We start from the raw sequence: 20,102 nt of genomic DNA, 5'->3' as shown, positions 1-20,102 counted from the left end.
GTGGATATGTTTGGGATTAATGATGTGGGTTAATCGTTTAACTCAGCAGCTCGTTTTTTGGTTTGTCTAGCAGCAATTTGGATACTCAATTCATAAAGAATATAGATAGGAATACCAATGATAATTTGAGTCATAACATCTGGAGGAGTCACAAAAGCAGCAATAACCAAAATTAACACAATAGCATGACGACGATATTCTCGCATGAAGGTATCGGTGACCAAGCCCATTTTTGCCAAATAAAAAACAATAATTGGCAATTCAAAAATAATTCCTACAGGCACCGTGAACATAATCATATAGTTGATTAATGAGGTCGCTTTGATCAAATTACTATTGCTAGCAGCATTAATCATCGGCAATTCATATCCAACTAAAAAATTAATGGCAAAAGGAGCCAAAACAAAATACCCAAAAGAAATTCCAGCAAGAAATAAGAAACTACTTACTACCACAACCCCATTGGCAGCTTTGCGTTCTTTGGGATATAGACCTGGTTTTATGAATTTCCACAATTCCCATAATACAAATGGAAAAGAGATGATTAAGCCACCAAAAATACAAACTTTGATGTGCAACAAGAAAGCTTCTCCCATTTCTAAGGTTACCAAATTAATAGCGGCTGGGCTGTAGCACATTTTGTCCCCCAAGTCTAACTTATGAGATAACTTGCACATGATTTGGTAGGTCAAGAAATCTTGATTGAGTGGTCCAAAAATGACTTTGGTGAAAATGGATTTGGTTGCAAAAAAAATAAAAACAGCCGATGCACACACACTTATTGCAATGCGAATTAAGTGAATGCGCAATTCTTCAAGATGTTCTACAAATGACATCTCTTTCTCTTCGGAGTCCGTCACAACGGGCTTATTAGCTATATCAGGCATATTTTGTACTCGTACTAATAGAGAACATTGGTTTGTTCTCAAACTATTTATTGAAAATGGCGGTGATATCCATTGATTCTACAAAAGTACAAAAGTCTTATGAATAGCTACTTATTTATGCTTTATTCTTAGTGTAATATTTTCTAATTTAGAAATAAATGAATACAGGTTGCGTCCCTAAAATAGGAGTTATTGAATTCTGCTTCGAGTGTGTAACTATAAATTTGAATGTTACAATCGATTCATAATGATTTGAATCAAGTCTTCGTCTTCGTATGCTTTTTTGTCCTCTTTGATTTCGTCAATTATGTCCTCCTCTAAGTATAATTCTCTAAAAATTTGAAGGGTATTACTTTTCTCCTTATTATCTTTTGAATGGTAATTATGAAGAAGTTGGATGGCTGCTACTTCCTTGCGCAAGAATTTATTATTGAGAATAGCGAAGCTAGAGTCAATCTTAGGAGATTCATCGGTGCTAGGACCACGGCTAAAAATGCTAATGAAATCGCGAGGTCTGCGAATATTTGATCCTAACAATCCCTCCTCATTAACCTCATTATGAGCTTCTAAATCTTCTTTTCGTACTTTTCGAGCCAACAAAAAATCATCTTCGTCGATTCCTAAGTCTTCGCCTTCTAGAGGATCTTTGTTTTTGCGAGGATCTCGGACAGCGATAGCTTTAGGGATAGCAATTCCTTTGCTAGCTGCTTTTTTTTCAGCATCCTCTTGTTGTTCTTTTAGCAGCTGTTCTTGTTGCAGTTGTAAGAGTTGTTCTTCATCAGTGGTATTTTCTTGCTGCTCCTTTTCTTGCTCCAAAGCAGTATTAATCCCCATCAATTCATCCTCTTTTTTGTCTTTGAAAAGACCATTGATAGAGCGTTTTTTCAAGGTTTCTTCCTCTTCCTCATAAATTTTTTTTGCTCTTTTTTTTGCCATTATGCTATCTAGTATGTGAATCAAAGAGTTGAAAGACCGTTAATTCATATTATAAAAATATCCACTGTGGACTACTAATAAACATAACTAAAATACTATTTTTTTTATAAAAATCCTAATGACTATTGTTCTAATAATTCATAGACCAAGCCCTCTCGCATGGCATGATCCGAAACTACTAAATTGGGAGTGTTGATTTTTTGATGGATAAATCGAATCAATAAAACAGACATAACAATTAATTTAGCTCTAGTTGAACTAAGGTTTTTGGTAACCAAGCGTTGTTCATAGCTAGATTCTACAAGTTGCTGATAAATTGCCTCAAATGCATTGGGTTGGATGTATCCAAATGAAGCAGTCGCATCTTTAGCACCATTCAAACTATCCAATACATCAAAGGATCCAGAGGCACCAATTAAATGCTCTATAGCATGGGCTTCTAGTTGCTCCAGTAAATCAGAGAGTTCTTTTTCTAGGTGTTTGTTTAATTGTTGAATGTGGTCAATATGGATGGGGTCAGAGTGCTGAAAATTTTTGAATAAAACGGCTACGCCAATAGGGTAGCTTTTAGCCCAATAAACCCGCTCTTGATCAGCAATAATGAATTCTACACTTCCTCCTCCAATGTCCATAATTAGCGATGGGGTTGCACTAAGCGGTGCTGCTGTTCGAACCCCTCTATAAATTAATTCAGCTTCTTTGGAGCCATCTATAATTTGTATACGAATGCCAGAAACAGCTTCTACTGCGTCTAAAAAATCATTGCGATTAGCAGCTCTACGCAAGGCAGCTGTTCCTATGGCGAGAGCCTTAGCCTTAGGGTATTGTTGTAGGAAGTCGTGGAATGCTTGAAATGCAGCAACTCCTCTTTGAAATGCCTTGGGACCTATTTGGTGTATGCCTTCTTCTGCCAATTCTACATAATGGCGATCTTTTAGGCTTCGTCGAAATTGATTAGAGTTATCTACTTCAAATAAACTTAAGGTAAACGTATTGGTGCCGCAGTCAATAATGGCTATTTGCATAGGTTTAAGTACTAGTTATGGTATATGTGTCGATTGATTTCTTTGTGTCAATTACTTAGAACAACAAGTATATAGAATTGTTGAGCACGAAAGGGAAAGTCTACTGTTAAAAATAGAGAAGAACATGGATTATTTAAAAATTCCCTTACTCTTCATTAGAAAATAGTTGTCAAAGGCTTCTTTTACAGAGATGTTATGTTCTTGTAAAAACTTAGGATTGGAAACGGCTTGGATAAACATCTTATCTGTTAAAGCAAGAATTTTGGGATCAATATCGTTGAGTACACCTGCTTCGATACCTTGTTGGTAAAATTTTTCGGCAGCATAGAGCGCTCGATCGCTAAAGGTATCCATCTTGACAAACAACTCTGGGTGTTTTACTTTGGTGTCGTGTAGGAATTGACCTGAGATTTCTGCTAACATAATAGAGGCTGTTTTGATAATCTCAAAAAAACGTTCAGAAAAATCAATATTATCATCTACAAGTAAGTCTTCAAACGTGATGATTTCTTGAATTTTATATTGGACAACGGCATCAATAATCTCATCTTTAGAGGAAAAATACTTATACAAAGTAGCTTTACTAATATTGAGCTTTTTAGCAATTTTGTCCATTGTAAATTTGCCTAAACCATGCTGCAAGTATAGGGTAGCCAGTTCCTTTACCCAAGTTTCTTTGATGTAAGGATCATTTACGCGCTCTTTATCTAATGGTTTTCTACCCATGGTTGGATTGCTTGATTTCTTCTTATTTAATACTCTATATGATGTTTTTTTTACACCAAAATTTAATGTTTTAGATTGTTTGAATACAATATCTAAAAGACGAATGTCTATATTATGTGCTATCGTTTCCTAAGAGAGTACTCCTTTTTAGCCACGCTACTACTGTGTGAATGTTGTGGAGTTGATGATTTGTAGAAAATCAAAAACCCATGTTTACAAAATAAATAGTGTCGCTAAGTATGATTATAAATAGCATCATAAAGCTCATTTGATGGAAGCTTCTAATAAACTGTCGTGTAGAGTAGGTATAAAGTAAATGTACAAAAAAACAGTGAATCCTCCAATCTTATCAGAAAGGTCTATGGAGGTGCTTCAAAATTTATTCTTTACACCAATCGTAAAAATACGATTCGTATTTGACACAAAGTGTATCTGGAAAACGAATCATATCCCCTACATCTATCCTTGCTTGATAAGCAGAACTAATTTTCATACTAATATTATAAACTTCGATACTTTTTTGATCTATCGCATAGAGACTATCCATTTGATAGATTAAACTATCAATATTCATATGATAATCTCGATGATGTGAGGGAGGGATAACCTTCTCTTTCTCGTGTGGTGCCATGAGCAGAAAACCTAGCAATCCAATTAAGGTAACAAGAAGCCCAATAACTCTATATTCTAAGTACAAACCAACCACAAATCCAATAATAATAACGAGTGCTAAAGCTCCAGCAATGATTTTTCGTTTAGAAGCATCCAAAAACTGTTTTTCTGCATTGGCAGCACTGTTACCATTCGCTTGATCTGTAAACCAATTTAATCCTGGTATTTTATTGACAAGTTCTCGGTCTTCTGTAATAAATGTTGGAGGAGCTGTTTTGTATCGGGTAATCACAAAAACACCAATAATTAACGGAATAAGAAATAATTTACCAATCCTTGAACTGGATACTCTGAACCATATAATAGAAAAGGGTAGAAGCACCCAAAAAATTCTAATAATGGCATCTAAACTATAGATTTCTGTGGCACCAGATAAACTTTCGCTGCCAAAAAAACATTTCAAAAGCCACCAATAGGAAGTTAAGGTCAATCCAATCCATTTGGCCAAAAAACTAATGTCAATCGTATTGACGCCGTGTACAATAGCTACAAGATTGAGAATAATAAAAAAGACAACAGGGGTGACAATAAATGCAATAAATGTTCCTACAAATCCACGTGAGATATAGATGGCTCTATTTACACCACGTTCTTCCATGATATTTCTCAATCTAGAAAGAAGGAAGAGAACAATTAGAAAGACGATAAGCCAGAAAACATATTTCTGAGGATGCTGAACTACGTCAATTAAAAATTCTCCCCAAGACATTGAAAGGAGGAGTGCATTCATAATAGTAGATTGTGTTTTAATACCATCGTTTGTTGCTACCAATAAAGAACTTCTACCACTGAAGTTATAATTTTATTCGTAGTGTGAAGCCATTTAACAAGTAGATAGGCTACACTCTTAACATTCTAAGCGATATAAATAGTTCTGTGGACGTTATTTTAGTAGCATCGCAACTAACTATTGTTTTATTTCTAAGGCGTATTTTTTTTCTGTTGCTGTTCCCAGTCTGCCCGCATTTCATCAGCTGTCATGGTACTTCCATCGTGACTCCAACCTGGAGGTAAAAAGATGTATTTTAACTTATCTACAAAGGTTGGAGCTTTGTAAATGTCTTTGCCAAGATTGATGAATTCATGGCTAGCAATTTTTAGTGGGTTGTATGTGTTGATATTGGTGGTAATGCCATAAATCACAGGCTCATTGGGATCTTCCTCCATAAAAGTGCCAAACATTCTGTCCCAAATAATTAAAATACCCGCATGGTTTCTATCCAAGTAAATGATGTTCTTTGCATGATGGACACGATGGTGAGAAGGTGTGTTAAAAATAAATTCAAACCAAGCAGGAAAACGATTGATGTGTTTGGTGTGTATCCAAAATTGATAAATTAGACTAATTGAAATCTGTGTTAGAATCATCAATGGTGGAAAACCCAAAAATGGTAGCCAAAGGAACCAAAGGTATTTATAAAATAGCTCAGACCAACTTTGACGCAAAGCAGTACTTAAATTGTAATGTTGCGACGAATGATGGTTGACATGCGCTGCCCACAACAGGCGCACTTGATGAGAAAAACGATGATGCCAGTAAAAGGTAAAGTCATCTAAAAAGAATAACAAGACCCAACCTAAAAGGGTATAACTTAGTGCTTCATTGAATAAGCCATAATTGACATAAATAAAATTAAAGAGAAAAAATGCGGCTGACTTAGTTAAAATATCAATAACAACAGAGCCGATCCCCATCGAAATACTAGCTGCCGAATCTTTTAGTTGATAATTGTCAGAACGTTCTCGGTAATTCAAATAAACTTCTGCTCCTATGAATAGAGCAAAAAATGGAATGGCATAGGCAACGGGGTTTTTGAAATTTAAGATGGTTTGAATGGACTCCCACATGATTTTTGGTAAATGTATTTGTAAGTAGACTATTTTTATATAAATCGAGATGGTATGCAAGATAAGGCTAAAATGTCGTTTAATAGATACACTTTTGCTTAAAAATGCAATAGAACTAGTATATTAGACATTATTATGAAATAGAGCATAGCCCTTTTTTGGATAAAAGTATATGTTTTTTAAATATTTATATAGAAAAACTCCCCAAATTACAAACATCGTATTTTAGTGTAAAAAAAATTATCATGTTGTTATCCTTGAGTTTGTTATGTGCCTGTGTGGCACTTCCTTTTTGTTTGCGTGGGCAAGAGGGGAATATTAGTGACTTGTCTTGGGAGGAGTTGACAGAAGCAGTGGATAATTACCATACAAAGCGTATGTATGCAGCATCTTTGCCCTATGCTTTGGAAATGATGAACTTGGCAAAAGAGCGTTATCATAGAAAGGAATCGGTGTATGGGTTGGTGTTGACCAAAACCGCAAGAGCAAGCGCAGCAGCAGGAGATTGGAATTTGACTCAGAAAATTAGACAAGAACTAGTTGATGTCGCAGCGACAATTTATGGCAAACAATCGTTGACTTATGCTTCCACTTTGTCGCATTTGGCAGATGCCGAGATGCAACTTGGAAACTATGAGCAAACTGAAAAGTTATGTTGGGAAGTTAAAAACATTAAAATAAAGAATCCACTTAATCAGCGTTATTATCCTATTCAAGATTTTAATCGGTCGATTGATGCAATCAAAGATAGAGATCGACAAAGAAATGCGTATCGTATTTATTTGGATGTGAAAATTATTTTAGTACGTAGCCTAATCACGCTAGCTTCTACATATAAAGCCATTGGAGCTCAACAAGCTTATGATTTGACAAACGAGGTTGCTTTAAGAGAAACGTCTAAAACGGTGCAATATGTTTTGAATAGTTCTGGTGGTGTTATCTCTGATAAAATTGTTACGGATATGTATAGTTTGTTTAGTGTTTTTGAAGATTTTGAAAACTATAAAAAAGGTGAACAGCTGTACTTGGCAACAATGGATTTGACTAGAGGAACCGATTTGTATCTTCCTCTAGCTTATAATTTGGCTTCTATCTATGTTCGAATAGGAGAATACACAGGTGCTAAATTAATTTATACCAAACTCTTACAAAATGCAGAACAAATACACGGTACAGAGAGTCTCGCATTTTCGGACGCATTGGCTGATCTAGCTGCTTTTTATATGTTGATAGAGGATAGTTCAGAAGCTGCCAAGTTATATTTGAAAGCAAAAGGTATTGTTCAACGATTGGAAGGAAGAGACAGCGACCGTTACCAAAAACTGAATAAGGAACTCAAAAACGTTTATAAAGTGACACAACAACGAGATGAGTAAGTGCTTTGTCATAGGATTGATTCTTTGCCCTATGTTGTTGCTAGGACAAATACCAGCAACTGAGGAAGCTTTTGGTAAAGCGTGCGCCTGTTTTGATGCGATTGACTTTTTACAAATAGACAAAGAATACCTTTCTACCAAAGCAGATAGCTGTATAGAAGAAGCCTTATATACCAACTTGACAGGTGTTTTAAAGGAGAATAATACGAGTTTGGAGGATAGTGGAGGAATGTTAAAGGTGGCGCAAAAAATGCATCAATACCTACTCAAAAACTGTACAGGCTTTCGAAAATTTGCCAAGCAAATGGGAAAAGAGCAAATCAAGGAAATAAAACAAGAACAGCATTCTAATATTGGACTTCTCTATGATTTTAATACCAATCAACAGTTTCCTATCATTACTATTTTGACAGAAAAAAACGAAACTTTAGAATTTATCTGGTTTCGAGAATTTGATGGCTCTACTCGTTTTATGAATGGTATCAAACCTTATAAAAACACAGTGGTAGAGATCGTTTGGAAAGATATAGAATTGTACGATGTGGTGACTCAAAAATATCCTTTTTATAAAGAAATTGTTTTGATTGAAGAATTAAATGCAATTAGCAACAAAGAAAGAAAAGCGTGGGTGAAGGCTTATGAAAAAAGAGAGAAAGAAAAGAGAAAAAAGCGGTAGGTGCTTTAGAAAAAAATTGTGCTGTGATAAATTTAGAATCGAACTGCAATAAAGAATAAAGAAGGGTTCAAGAGTACAAAATCGAGAAATTTAGTCTGCTTTATGTTTTCTACATAAGCCAAAAAAGCATAACTTCACGCCAAAGCCAATAAAATGAGGGTTTTGACCTCTTTTGCAGGCTAATAACCTGCTAAATATTACTTCATAAGTTTACATGGGCAGGGTTTCTTGTAGCAACAAGCAATATAGTTAAACTGCCATTCACTGAAATTGGTGTGCGTACTAAAAAAGTAAGCAGTCAACGTAGTTTTTAGCAGGTAGGAAATTAGTACAAAACTATTTTTAATATAAGACTAAATGTCAACGTTTTAGGGGCGCAACCCCAACTGCAATCCTTTTAATTGTTGGCTGGTTTAAAAAAGTTTAATAATGAAGTTACAATTTAATGTATTGTTGGTAGTCCTATTTTTGCTGCTAAGTCAATTGGCAACAGCACAAAAAGGTGGTATCCGTGGAACCGTATTGGATAAAGGAACAGGAGAACCTCTAATTGGAGCTGTAATCTACTTAGATGGTACTACTTACGCTTCATCGACTACCATTGATGGGGATTATAATATTACCGGAGTTCCTGTTGGGGATTACATTTTGAAAGGAACATTTTTAGGCTATGATTCTATAGCCATAGAAGTATCTATTGGTTCTAAAATGGTGAACCAAAACCTTTTGATGGAAGAGGTGAGTACCGATGTAATTGATATAGTACAAGTAGATGCCGACAAAACAGCACGACAAAATGATGTGGCTGTTTCTTTGGTTCGAATCACTCCTAAAGAAATTAACCGTATTCCTGCTGCTGGGGGAGAAGCCGATTTTGCTCAATATTTACAAGTTTTGCCTGGTATTGTTTCGACAGGAGATCAAGGAGGGCAGTTGTATATACGTGGTGGTGCTCCTGTGCAAAATAGAATTTTGCTAGATGGAATGACATTGTTTAATGCGTTTCACTCTATCGGGTTTTTCTCTGTTTTTGAAACAGATATTATTCGTAGTGCAGATGTTTATACGGGAGGTTTTAGTGCCAAATATGGAGGTCGTTCGTCTGCAGTAGTTGATATTAAAACACGAGAAGGGAATAAAACTCGCTTTGCAGGGATGTTGAATGTCAATCCATTTGTTGCCAAGGGGATTTTTGAAGGACCTATTGTCAAGTTGAGTGAAGAGACAGGTTCTAGTATTTCGTTTCTAATGACGGTAAAACATTCTTACTTAAGAGAAACATCGCCTTTCTTATATAGTTATGCGAACGAAGGAGGTGTACTGCCGTACAATTTTACGGATGGACATGCCAAGATTTCTTTTAATACCAACAATGGTAGCCGAGTCAATGTTTTTGGTTTTTATCATTCTGATAATGTGCGTTTTGATGGTTTGGCAGCTTATGACTGGGATGCAGCAGGTGGAGGTGTCGATTTTAGAATTGTGCCAGGTGGAGCTCAATTGGCTTTGAATGGAACTATTGCATATTCTATTTATGGATCGGAGTTTAATGAATTGGGAGCAACTAGTAAAGTACGTCGAAGTGATGTTGGTAGCTTTAACGCAAACTTAAATGTAAGTTATTACTTGCCTAAATCAAGAGTGTTTAACTTTGGAGTAGAAATTAATAGTTTGTCGACTTCTTTTGAGTATTCATTGGGAAATAATACTGCTATAACACAAGGCGACAAAAATGCTCCTCAAACAAATATCGAAGCGGCTGTCTATGGTCATTTTCAAGGACGATTTGGTCCTGTGGTCATCGAACCAAGTGTGCGTATGCAGGCTTATGCTTCGCTAGGAGAAGTTAAAATAGAGCCTAGACTTGGTCTAAAATGGAATATTACCGACTATCTGCGTTTCAAAGCGGCAGGAGGATTTTATACTCAAAACTTAATTTCTTCTGTAGATGAGCGCGATGTAGTCAATCTTTTTGTAGGTTTTTTGGGGGCACCAGATGATAATGTATACCGCTTGAGTGTGACCGAAAATGGTGACAGGGTATATGAAAAAATGAAAAGTCGTTTGCAGACCTCTATTCATGCTATAGCTGGTTTCGAATTGGATTTAGGTAAGTACTTGACTTTGAATTTAGAACCTTATTATAAATACTTTCCTCAAATTGTTTCTTTGAATAGAAATAGAGCTGCTGGAGATATTGGCAAGAACTTTTTGGCTGAAACAGGAGATGCTTACGGAATTGACTTTTCTGGAACTTACGACAAGGATCAACTGTACTTGTATGCTTCTTACTCATTGGGTTATGTGACTAGAAATGACGGGGTACAATCTTTCTTTGCCCATTTTGATCGCCGTCACAATGTGAACTTTGTTGGAGCATATCAGTTTAGAATTGGCAAGAAAAAACCTGCATCAGATGATGATAAAATTCAAAAACGCACGGAGTATCCTTTTGAAATAGGCATTCGTTGGAATTTAGGATCAGGATTTCCTTTTACTAGAACACAGGGTTTTTATGCTAATCAGTCTTTTATAGATGGGATAGGTACCAATTATTTGACAGATAATACTAACCCTAACACCACTTTAGGAGTTGTTTATGAAGAAGAAATCAATCAAGGTAGATTACCATTTTACCACCGATTGGATATTTCTATCAAATATACTTTGGATTTAATCAAGCATATGAAATTGACATTGGGAGTAAGTGTTACCAATGTTTACAATAGAGAAAATATATTCTACTTTGATCGCATTGAGTACAAGAGAATCAACCAACTTCCTATTATGCCAGCCTTAAATATTAACTTGAAATTTTAAAATTAAGTTGATTTGAAAAGCTAAAAAATATGAAAAAAAAGCTAGTGATTTGGGTCGCTAGCTTTTTTTTTGAACAACTTTTTTAACAAAAACAAGAATAAGTACCGATTTATAAAGAAAATCTTAGTTTTTACTTAGATTAATCGTAAGTTTTATGGATATTTCAATTTCAACAGATATTTTTGCAATTATATGACATTTGTAAACCCAAATACAATTAAGTAAATTTAAAAAATACCCTTGTTCTAATACAATTATATTCGCCACCAAATTATCTAATAATAAAAACTGTTAAAATGAAGAAGTTATTTTTAGGCTGTTTCCTAATACTTTGTTGTGCTAACTTTTCTTTTGGTCAAGAGGAAGCCATCAAAGATAGTATGGAAGTATTTTTTAAATTAGACAAGGCTAACTTGTTAAAAGAAAGTACAGAAGCCATTACAGCTGCTTTTGAGAAAAATAAAGAAAGAATATTAAAGGTTCGTGTAGCTGGACATACTTGTGACTTGGGGTCTGATAATTATAATATGGGACTTTCTGAGAGACGTGCTAATTCAGCATTCGAATATGTAAAGACACTAGGGGATGCTTACCAAGAAAAAACAGAATTGTTTTTCTATGGTGAAAAAGAACAAAAATATGATGATAGAGAGCAAAACCGTCGTGTATTCGTTCTTTTTTATTTGGAAGATGATGATAGAGATACTTTAATCAAAAACGATTGTGCAGAAGTTTTTATTGAAAAAGGAACGTACAAACCTACAAAAACTAAAAAATCTAGTTTCGAGTTGAAGTACTTCGATAACACTAAAGTGCTAAAAACAAACAATATCTCTATTGAAGATACAGAAGGGCGCAAATTATACTTCAATTCTGTTGTACACTTCAAAGCAACTTTTGAAGGCACTGAATTGGCTGCTAAAAAAGCAGTAAAAATTAAATTACCATTGGTGAACGAGCCTAAAGAAGGATATACTTTCTACGAAGGTGTAGATCAAGGTGGTAAAATCGTATGGAAAAACACTGGCAAACCTTGTCAAGTAACAGATGGTGCAGATTGCAAAACTTATGACTTTGACTGGATGAATAGTGGTTACTGTGCTTGTGCTACTCAAAGAGAGTGTGAAGAAGATTGTAATGGTGATGCTTTTTCTGGTGTAGACAGACCTGACTTGACAGCTGCTAACATTCGTTATAGTGCTGAACAAACTGTTGCTGAGTTTGAAGATGGTACGTACGCTAGCTTAGATGGTGTTACTGTTATTGATGATAATAACAAAGAAGAAGATTTGGATGTTTGTGAGCAATTTGAGTATGGTATCGCAACAAGCGATTGGTTCCCAAACAAACATAAAATGAAAGATTTGAAAAATATTATTATCAAATCTGAAACAGCACCAGGTAGCAAAACAACTCGTTTGTATTTGAAAAAAGAATCTTTAAAAGATTTGAACCAGCCTGTTATCTTAGTTGGAGATAGACATACAAAAGGGTATGCTAAATATGCAGATAATATTGTTGCTCCAACTCCTTGTTTAGGTTCTGTTAACTGTGAGTATGTTGTTTACGATGTTCCTTCTACTGGAGTTTACAAAGTTGGAGATTGGAATTCTGGCGCAGGCAAACCTAAAAAAGAAGATAAGTGGATCTTAAAAGTTCGTTTGTTGAAAGAGTCTGTTGTATTTATTGGAAATAAGAAAACAGGTGAGGTTTATAAAGCTAAGAATGCTGAGCGTAAAGGAAAAACTAGACCTAAAGAGTATGTAATTTATGACACAGACAATGTAGGTGATTTGGTTGTTTATGTTCAAAACTCAACAAAACCAAAATTCAAATTATACCAAGAAGCTGCTGTTTCTGAATTGAAATATAAAAAAGCAGCCAATATGTATGTTATGAGAAGAGTGAAGTTCAACAAAGTTCAGGACTTTAGTGAGGCTCAGTTTACAAAATGTAAATAATAATCCATACAGTTCATATTTTTTAAATCCCCATCCGATATTTTTGGATGGGGATTTTTATTTCAATGGTAAGAATGGTCACGAATAACTTAGGTAACTATTGTAGTAATTATGTTTTACTCTGCTTTTTTACAACAACCATGTAGCTTATCATAAGCTGCTTTGTTTGCTTTTAGATTATCAGCATCATAACCAACCTTAGTAATTGCCTTTTTTATTTTTTGAAGGTTAATCTTCTGCTCAATGAATTGGACGGTTACAGTATGTTTCTCTTCATCAGCAGATACATTCTTTACGCCATCGAAGGCAAATAAAGCCTCACTAATTGTAATGGTACACATACCACATTGATTAGAACTTTGAATAACGGCAGTTGTTAAGGTATAATTAGTTTTACCATCTCTATGTCCTCCATCTTGTTGGCAACAACCAGGCAAATTATCGTGTGCTTGAGGATTTGCTTTTACATGATCGGCATCGTAACCCGCTTCTGAAATGGCATTTCGAATATCAGAGACCTCAACTTGATTAGGATGATAAATAACGGTTAAGATTTGTGTTTCTATATCTAAACTAACTTGCTCGATGCCAGCTAAGTTGGATAATGCTTTTTGCATAATCTCTTCACATGAGCCACACTGAGATGACGTTTTAATCGCTATTCGTTGCTGATTTTCGTCTAATATCCAATCCTCTTTAGTCGGTATTGTATTTTCTGAAATAGTAGGTATACTAGAGCATGAATTGACAGGAGCAAAGCGTTCTTTTCCTTCAAAAGTATACTTGACACCAGCATACACTTGGGCACCAAAGACAGGAGCAAAAACAGATGTAGCATCAAATTTAGCATAGCTGTTGGTCGTAGATGTTCCAAAGGGATCTTGATAACCCAAAATTGGTTGTTCTTGTGTATAATTGGTTAGGTTTTCACCTCCAATATAAATTTCCCAGCCTCCTTTGAAAAACTTAGAAATATGAGCATTCAAACGAACATACGCGGGGCTATATTCTTGAAAACGGTAGGCAGGTAAGTTATCACCATAAGGAGGGTGTAAATGTGGCAAACGTTGTGAACCAATAATATTTAGGGTCACGTTAAATTCCCAATCTTTTTTGGGAGTGGTATAGTTTAAATGAATAAGCCCTCGGTGTTGTGGCATTAAAGGCATTTGATGTAGTACAGTGCCATAAGTCATTCTAACGTCGTTAAATTTATAGGCTACTCTAGCTTCTAAGCCTTTTATTATATCTTGGGTATAACTAATCAGAATACTGTTGGCAAAAGATTTTCCGTTCAAATTGTAGAATTGTATGCGAGTATAAGTAGGATCAGAATCTAAATCTACAATCAATTGATTTTCAAAGTCTGTTCTGTAAAGGTCAACATTTAAGCTACCTTCTAATTTGGGACTTATCTTGAGGTTCCAAGCAAAATTCACACCGTAATTCCAAGCAACTTCTGGTAGGATGGTTTCCAAGACAGAAAACTCCTTATAACTCGGCATGAACTTTAAGTTTTCAATCAATAAGTTCGTTGTGCGAACTCCTCGTCCTGCCGAAGCGCGAATGACCATATCATCTGAGAAATTATACTTAATATTCAAGCGAGGAGAAGGATAAAACTTGGTATACTGTTGTGTGTGTATTAAATCAGAACGAACTCCTAAGATTAAACCAAATTGAGTGCCTTTCTCTTCATTAAATTTTTTGGTAAAATCATATTCTGCATAAAGAGCTGCAAGGTGCTCTGTTCGATCGTTATTAATATCAACAAATTGCTCTTTGAAATCAATCAAATCATAATTCAAACCAGTGCTTAAATTGTGTAATCCAGTGTTGCCCAAATTGGTCTGGAAAACAAAATTAGCATACAAGCGTTTTTGCAAACCAGTATATTTTTTACTTCCAAAATAAGAGTTGTGTTGATGTATGTTGGCATCGTAAACAACAGCAATACTTTGTTTGGGATTATCAAAACCAAAGTAGCCGAGTTTTCCAAATACTCCAAGACGGCGAATTTCACTATTGACTTGATACAAACGAGTAGCAGGTTGGTCAAATACTTTTTGAAAACTACTTTGAGTTTGACCACCAACGCGACTATCTAGAATACCTTGAAAGTTGATTTCAAAATGCAAAGATTCGGGTTTATAAACCCATCTAGAGATGATGTTAACTTGCTTTTTTTGTGGAATATCAAGGAATGAGTCTTTGTTATAATCAATTTCAGTTCCATAATAATTGCCATGCATGAGCAAACCTGTACTCCAATTTTTGGTAATTCTATAATTGAACTGAGCATTTAATTCTACCCGTCCCGTATAATTAGCAAATAGATTTAGAAACAAAAGCGGTGCTTTGTAAGGTTTAATGAGTTCTGTATTAATTTGACCTGTGATGCCCTGCACGCCATTACGGACCGAACTAGCTCCTTTGGAAATTTGAATGGCTTCAATGAATGTTCCTGGGATGTACTCTAAACCATAAGCGCGACCAAGACGGTTGAACGAGGGGCGGTTTTCGATAAGCATTTGTGTGTAAGTGCCCCGAAGCCCTAGCATCTCAATTTCTTTGGCACCTGTAATAGCATCGCTAAAATTGACATTGACAGTAGCATTGTTTTCAAAACTTTCCGAAAGGTTACAGCAAGCTGCTCGACGCAATTCGCCTGCTCCAATAGTTTCTAGATTGATGGGGTCTAAGGTAGAGGTAAAACTACTTCGTTCTTTGGCTTCGACAACAATATCTTCAAGAGTTGTATTATCTTCAACAACGAGTTTTAGGCGTTCTTCGCTTGGAAGAATCTCTACTTGAACGGTTTCGTAACCGACATAATTAATTTCTAAAATATGCGAATTGGTACTATCTAACCTAGGAATATCAAACCAACCATCTATATCTGTAACACCACCAACAGTGGTATTAACCCAGTTTACTGTTGCGCCAATAAGAGGCTCATCGGCTTTGTTAACCACCATTCCTGAGAAGCGCATAGGATCTTCTTGAGCAGAAGCAGTGTGATGAGAAATAAATGCAAAGAATGTTATCCAGCATGATAATAATAAGTAGTGCATGATGTTGCTAAATTGAATTTAGGCTAAACTACTGGATTCTTGAAAATAGTACGCCTAAGTTGATCTAACTCCTTGATAAAAAATATTTTCTGATAAAAGAATAGAGGAGTGTAGATGTGGTTAATAATATATTAATAACGTGGGATGGCTATAAAAAAAGTTTTTTATAGCAAGAATTGTTAATATATCTCTAGCAACGATAGACTTGAAACCAATTTAAGATTGATTCTTTAAATCGGGGAGGTGCTTTATTAGATGTATTGCTACAAGCAACATTTTGAGGAAGTAAAAGTGGTTCTGTATATGGAAGTACCTTACTAGGTACCCAAAATGTGTGAACAAAACTTGTGGTAGGTAGTGGTATTTCTTTTACAAGCTCTAAATTAATATTTGCTTTTGCATATTTAAAAGAAGAAGAACAACACTCTTTTTCTGCCATTATAGTAGGCGAGTCAAAATTATCTTGCTGAATAGTTTTAGAGTTTGTGCAACAATTTTTCTTGGCAGCAGCTAGTTTTTCTTTGCAACACTCTAAATTCATTTTAGAAGCTAGAATAGCTAGATATTGGACTCCCGTACAATTACATAACATAATATTTAGTCCAATTCCAGTCGTTGAAATTAGAACTAAAAAAGCCAATGAGAAGGCTGTTATTTTATGTTTTGTCGTTGTCATACAAACAAATATAGTAGAAAAAAATCCTAGAAGCAAATTTTAACTTTGTTTAACGGTATTCGTCTGCTTTAAAATCGCATTAGATGACTTGGTAAGCGCTGTGTAGTTGATAATCAGTATTGTGTCTTTAGTTGCATTGAGTTTTAACAATAGTTAGCTACGCTGCTACTACGTGGTCACTGCGTTCATCAATTAGCACTAAAAATAAGTCTATTTTTTAGCTATATTTTTTTCTGCCCACTTACTTATTTTGTTAATAAGCTAGTATTTGCAAAATTAAAGAGGTCAGTAATTTAATTATCATTAGTTTATAGGAATTATCTAGAAACGGTATTTAACCAGTTAATTAGAACCGTATCTTGTCCCAAATTTGCTTCGGAATTATAATACCAAGCAGCTCCTAATTCAATATGAGTAGCTGTTTCATACGTCTTGAATTGTAACATATTGGGGACGGTATGGTTCAGTTTTTTACAAAACTCTTCTACCGCTTTATAAGCAACCAAACCGTCTTTTTTGCCATGTAAACATAAAAAAGGAAAGGTATCTTGTGGGCTGATCCAATGAAGAGGATTGGCTAATTGGTAAGATGGGCTATCAATGAGACCAGTATAATTTAGTAAGGTATAGGTTTGCTCCATAGCAGCTGTATTAAGTGCTCCAACAATACTGAAAACGCCCTTTAAAATAGATCGATCTAGGTCCATTGCTGACCATCTATTTTCGTCATAAGCGAATAAACTAGCCAAATTGCCTCCAGCAGAGGTGCCGCCTAGTATAATTTTAGGTTGTTCAACCCCTTGTTGTTTTACAAAATTTAAGGCATGTCGTACAGCATGGTTAACGTCTGCTTGCAGGTCTTTGTAGCCAAACGCTGGAGTTAAGCGATAAGCAGGAAAAACTAAACTATATCCTTCTTGTTGCAATAGGTGTGCTAAATACCGATGTTGATCTGGACTACCCAAGCACCACCCCCCGCCATGAAAGTAGATAATGATTGTATTTTTTTTTGGACTAGTCTCTAAACCAGGATAGTAATGGTAGTATTGCTTAGGATGTTGACCATAGGCTATCTTTTGTTTGGAATACCCATCTTTGAAGGAACCATGATCTAGTATCCACAAATGACGGGGCAAGTGTACGGCTTCTTGATATTTAGAACCTTTAGGCAAAACCCATTGTAGGATAAGACCGATCCAAAGAGAAGCAGTCCAGAGTACCCACAGCAATTTGAGTAGCTTTATAAACTTGTTTTGTGCTGGCGCTGATCGAATAATTTTATAACTCCCAATGCCAGTAAAAAAAAGAAGGGCATAAAAAACAAAATCAAAAAGCACCATGATACAGTTGTTAGTAGTAAAGAAAGTTAGATAGCTATTGAGTTTATGATTTCCCTTTTAAAGGCAATACATTTTTAGCAAACAACAGTTTGGGCTTCCAGTATTTAGAATCGGTGACACTATCAATAACAATACCTCGTTTGCTACTACTGTGAATCATATAAAGTCCATCGGCATTATTCTTATAGACAATACCTACATGCTGTATTTTCCCATTTCGACCGTTGCGTCCAAAAAACAACAAATCACCAGGTTTAGCTTTAGTAATGGCAATTTCAGTTCCTTGTTTGGATTGACTAGTAGAACTACTAGATAGTTTGATATTGTGTTTTGCACAGACAAAAGAAGTAAAGCCAGAACAGTCAAATCCTCTAGGATCTTTGCCCGCATATTTGTATTTAACCCCTTTATATTTCTCAGCATCTTTAATTAAACTCTCTCTTAATGCCGTTTCAGCAGAAACTTTTTTGCTATTAGAACTTGTAGAAGCAGAACGAGTAGATTGACAAGAATTAACCAAAGCTAAGGCTAAAACTAAAAAAATAGACAAATTGATGATTGATTTTTGCATAGATATTTTTTTTATGCCTAATTGGCACGGTTGTAGCTGTTTAAAAAGCAAGTTTTTATTAGGTTAGTTAAAAGGGTTATTACACAATGCAAAACAATATTTTGTGTTGTTACAGAAAGCGATTCGGTATTGCCTCTCCGAATCGCTTTTCTTATGTCTATAAGCATTGTTTTAGTCTGTATGGAGTGATGATACAATCCTCTAACGTTGTTAACTTTGCAACTATTATGCTAAAATAAGTTAAGATATTCTTATTGTGATAAGTTTATAGAACAAAAAAAGGAATTGACATCTTGCCAATTCCTTTTTTATTTGTTGTAAGTTATAAATATTGTTACCAAACAGGGCAACCATAGCGTCTACCTCCACCTAAGTTATCTGTATCTATGTAGAAGCTAAAGCGGATAGTTACGGTGTAGTAAGCATCATTATCTTTTGGATCTCCTCTTTGCTCGCCTGGAGCTGTTACAATGCTGTTAATACCATTCGGGTCAATTTCACCAGAACGACGAGCCAATGCTTTGGCTAAGCTAGCAGTTGTAGGATCTAAGTTTTGGTCAAATATACGATCATCTGTCACATAATCTCCAGAAACATCGTCAATGTAATCCGTAAATGTCATACGATGATTGATTTCTAAAGCGGCAGACCAAGTGTCGTTATAAGACCATTTTACACCAAAACCCATTGGAATATTTATTTGTACCAAATCATAAGGTGCACGTCCATCTACAATACCTTGTCCTTCTGTGCTTAGAGGTTTTAATTCTACCCAAGTCCCGTTGTATAGTGCTTCAGGATTAAATGCAAAAATTCCTACCCCAATAAAACCATAAGGAGAAATAACGCTGTAGTTTTTATAGCCGCCACTTAACTCAAAGTTGTATGGAATGACTTCTGCAGCAATACTTGCTTCAAATACATGTGTTCTAAAGTTCAAGTTACGATAGTAACGGAACCATGCATCATCTACATTATCTCTTGAGCTAGTTGCAGAAAAACCAACACCAGCTAGTTTGTCATCGCCGTGAAATTGCAAATAGCTGAGATCTAATCGAGCTGCAAAATGACCACCTATATTATATCGTCCAAAAATCCCGAAAGTAGGTCTGACCGATTGAATATCTGTATCTATAATAAAACCTTTTCCAATACCTGGTTGACCTCCTAAATCTCCCAAAAACTGTGAAGTTCCTGCTTGTATTCCAACTTCTAGAGGGTATGCTGGTTGGTAGCCGTTTTGAGAAAAACCAGCCGTTGCTCCAAGCATAACTAAACACCATAAAATAAAAGTTCTTTGCATCTTGTAATCTTGGTATAATGTTAAGTAAATAGCTTCCCGTTTGAGGGATGGGGATTAAAAAATATACTACCTAAACGCTATCAAACAGATAAATAGTATCTTAGTATTCGATTTTTTCTTTTTTTTTTCAAAAAGCTTAAAATCACTTCATTTCTTTTGATGAGAAAAGTAAATGCTCATTCTTGATGACTAAAGGTATAAACTTTTTTCT

Annotated in this window: 15 protein-coding genes; 4 read left to right on the top strand and 11 right to left on the bottom strand. The window is 35.3% G+C overall.

Annotation, left to right across the window (positions count from 1 at the left end; translation table 11 throughout):
* Positions 1–29 precede the first annotated feature (29 nt).
* The 6 genes from tatC to CG11_RS06740 form a co-directional block, all read right to left on the bottom strand.
* Positions 30–887, bottom strand: a complete 858-nt coding sequence (tatC, locus tag CG11_RS06765) for a twin-arginine translocase subunit TatC (RefSeq protein WP_052594441.1) — start codon at positions 885–887, stop codon at positions 30–32.
* 231 nt (positions 888–1,118) lie between these two features.
* Positions 1,119–1,823, bottom strand: a complete 705-nt coding sequence (locus tag CG11_RS06760) for a hypothetical protein (RefSeq protein WP_052594439.1) — start codon at positions 1,821–1,823, stop codon at positions 1,119–1,121.
* A 122-nt stretch (positions 1,824–1,945) separates the two neighbouring features.
* The gene (locus CG11_RS06755) at positions 1,946–2,848 is read right to left on the bottom strand and encodes a hypothetical protein (protein ID WP_052594437.1); all 903 of its coding nucleotides are present in this window, start codon (positions 2,846–2,848) and stop codon (positions 1,946–1,948) included.
* Between the two features lie 129 nt (positions 2,849–2,977).
* Positions 2,978–3,574, bottom strand: a complete 597-nt coding sequence (locus tag CG11_RS06750) for a TetR/AcrR family transcriptional regulator (RefSeq protein ID WP_052594435.1) — start codon at positions 3,572–3,574, stop codon at positions 2,978–2,980.
* Between the two features lie 379 nt (positions 3,575–3,953).
* Positions 3,954–4,976 carry a hypothetical protein gene (locus tag CG11_RS06745; RefSeq protein WP_063833051.1) on the bottom strand — a complete coding sequence of 341 codons (1,023 nt, stop codon included), beginning with the start codon at positions 4,974–4,976 and terminating at the stop codon, positions 3,954–3,956.
* Positions 4,977–5,167: 191 nt separating this feature from the next.
* Positions 5,168–6,094: a sterol desaturase family protein gene (locus CG11_RS06740; RefSeq protein WP_052594430.1), complete on the bottom strand. Its 927-nt coding sequence runs from the start codon at positions 6,092–6,094 to the stop codon at positions 5,168–5,170.
* Between the two features lie 245 nt (positions 6,095–6,339).
* Here CG11_RS06740 and CG11_RS06735 point away from each other — a divergent pair, with 245 nt between their 5' ends.
* The 4 genes from CG11_RS06735 to CG11_RS06720 all read left to right on the top strand — a co-directional run bounded on the left by CG11_RS06735 (position 6,340) and on the right by CG11_RS06720 (position 12,927).
* Positions 6,340–7,470, top strand: a complete 1,131-nt coding sequence (locus CG11_RS06735) for a tetratricopeptide repeat protein (RefSeq protein ID WP_052594428.1) — start codon at positions 6,340–6,342, stop codon at positions 7,468–7,470.
* Positions 7,463–8,146: a hypothetical protein gene (locus tag CG11_RS06730; RefSeq protein WP_052594426.1), complete on the top strand. Its 684-nt coding sequence runs from the start codon at positions 7,463–7,465 to the stop codon at positions 8,144–8,146. Before CG11_RS06735 ends, CG11_RS06730 begins: the two co-directional genes overlap by 8 nt.
* Positions 8,147–8,575: 429 nt before the next feature.
* Positions 8,576–10,966 (top strand): carboxypeptidase-like regulatory domain-containing protein, encoded by a 2,391-nt coding sequence (locus CG11_RS06725; protein ID WP_052594421.1) that lies wholly within the window; start codon positions 8,576–8,578, stop codon positions 10,964–10,966.
* A gap of 296 nt (positions 10,967–11,262) precedes the next feature.
* On the top strand, positions 11,263–12,927 hold the full coding sequence (locus tag CG11_RS06720) for an OmpA family protein (protein ID WP_052594418.1): 1,665 nt from the start codon (positions 11,263–11,265) through the stop codon (positions 12,925–12,927).
* 116 nt (positions 12,928–13,043) lie between these two features.
* Here CG11_RS06720 and CG11_RS06715 read toward each other — a convergent pair whose 3' ends face one another.
* From CG11_RS06715 to CG11_RS06695, 5 genes are all read right to left on the bottom strand, one after another.
* A complete protein-coding gene (locus tag CG11_RS06715) occupies positions 13,044–16,001 on the bottom strand; it encodes a TonB-dependent receptor (RefSeq protein ID WP_052594416.1) in 2,958 nt (985 codons plus the stop codon).
* A 190-nt stretch (positions 16,002–16,191) separates the two neighbouring features.
* Complete coding sequence (locus CG11_RS06710) at positions 16,192–16,677, bottom strand: hypothetical protein (protein WP_156039685.1); 486 nt, start codon at positions 16,675–16,677, stop codon at positions 16,192–16,194.
* Positions 16,678–16,994: 317 nt separating this feature from the next.
* A complete protein-coding gene (locus CG11_RS06705) occupies positions 16,995–18,017 on the bottom strand; it encodes an alpha/beta hydrolase (RefSeq protein WP_052594413.1) in 1,023 nt (340 codons plus the stop codon).
* Positions 18,018–18,060: 43 nt separating this feature from the next.
* Entirely contained in the window at positions 18,061–18,588 is a 528-nt protein-coding gene (locus CG11_RS06700; RefSeq protein WP_052594411.1) for a C40 family peptidase, read from the bottom strand.
* 334 nt (positions 18,589–18,922) lie between these two features.
* Positions 18,923–19,891, bottom strand: a complete 969-nt coding sequence (locus CG11_RS06695; protein ID WP_052594409.1) for a DUF6089 family protein — start codon at positions 19,889–19,891, stop codon at positions 18,923–18,925.
* Positions 19,892–20,102: the final 211 nt, after the last annotated feature.

It is taken from the genome of Aureispira sp. CCB-QB1, assembly GCF_000724545.1.
Classification (GTDB): domain Bacteria; phylum Bacteroidota; class Bacteroidia; order Chitinophagales; family Saprospiraceae; genus Aureispira.
This window is presented reverse-complemented; position numbering and strand designations above follow the sequence as displayed.

What these genes read in the sequence shown, in the direction of transcription:
- tatC (WP_052594441.1), bottom strand. Translation starts at nt 887, where the DNA reads ATGCCTGATATAGCTAATAAGCCCGTTGTGACGGACTCCGAAGAGAAA.
- CG11_RS06760 (WP_052594439.1), bottom strand. Translation starts at nt 1,823, where the DNA reads ATGGCAAAAAAAAGAGCAAAAAAAATTTATGAGGAAGAGGAAGAAACC.
- CG11_RS06755 (WP_052594437.1), bottom strand. Translation starts at nt 2,848, where the DNA reads ATGCAAATAGCCATTATTGACTGCGGCACCAATACGTTTACCTTAAGT.
- CG11_RS06750 (WP_052594435.1), bottom strand. Translation starts at nt 3,574, where the DNA reads ATGGGTAGAAAACCATTAGATAAAGAGCGCGTAAATGATCCTTACATC.
- CG11_RS06745 (WP_063833051.1), bottom strand. Translation starts at nt 4,976, where the DNA reads ATGAATGCACTCCTCCTTTCAATGTCTTGGGGAGAATTTTTAATTGAC.
- CG11_RS06740 (WP_052594430.1), bottom strand. Translation starts at nt 6,094, where the DNA reads ATGTGGGAGTCCATTCAAACCATCTTAAATTTCAAAAACCCCGTTGCC.
- CG11_RS06735 (WP_052594428.1), top strand. Translation starts at nt 6,340, where the DNA reads ATGTTGTTATCCTTGAGTTTGTTATGTGCCTGTGTGGCACTTCCTTTT.
- CG11_RS06730 (WP_052594426.1), top strand. Translation starts at nt 7,463, where the DNA reads ATGAGTAAGTGCTTTGTCATAGGATTGATTCTTTGCCCTATGTTGTTG.
- CG11_RS06725 (WP_052594421.1), top strand. Translation starts at nt 8,576, where the DNA reads ATGAAGTTACAATTTAATGTATTGTTGGTAGTCCTATTTTTGCTGCTA.
- CG11_RS06720 (WP_052594418.1), top strand. Translation starts at nt 11,263, where the DNA reads ATGAAGAAGTTATTTTTAGGCTGTTTCCTAATACTTTGTTGTGCTAAC.
- CG11_RS06715 (WP_052594416.1), bottom strand. Translation starts at nt 16,001, where the DNA reads ATGCACTACTTATTATTATCATGCTGGATAACATTCTTTGCATTTATT.
- CG11_RS06710 (WP_156039685.1), bottom strand. Translation starts at nt 16,677, where the DNA reads ATGACAACGACAAAACATAAAATAACAGCCTTCTCATTGGCTTTTTTA.
- CG11_RS06705 (WP_052594413.1), bottom strand. Translation starts at nt 18,017, where the DNA reads ATGGTGCTTTTTGATTTTGTTTTTTATGCCCTTCTTTTTTTTACTGGC.
- CG11_RS06700 (WP_052594411.1), bottom strand. Translation starts at nt 18,588, where the DNA reads ATGCAAAAATCAATCATCAATTTGTCTATTTTTTTAGTTTTAGCCTTA.
- CG11_RS06695 (WP_052594409.1), bottom strand. Translation starts at nt 19,891, where the DNA reads ATGCAAAGAACTTTTATTTTATGGTGTTTAGTTATGCTTGGAGCAACG.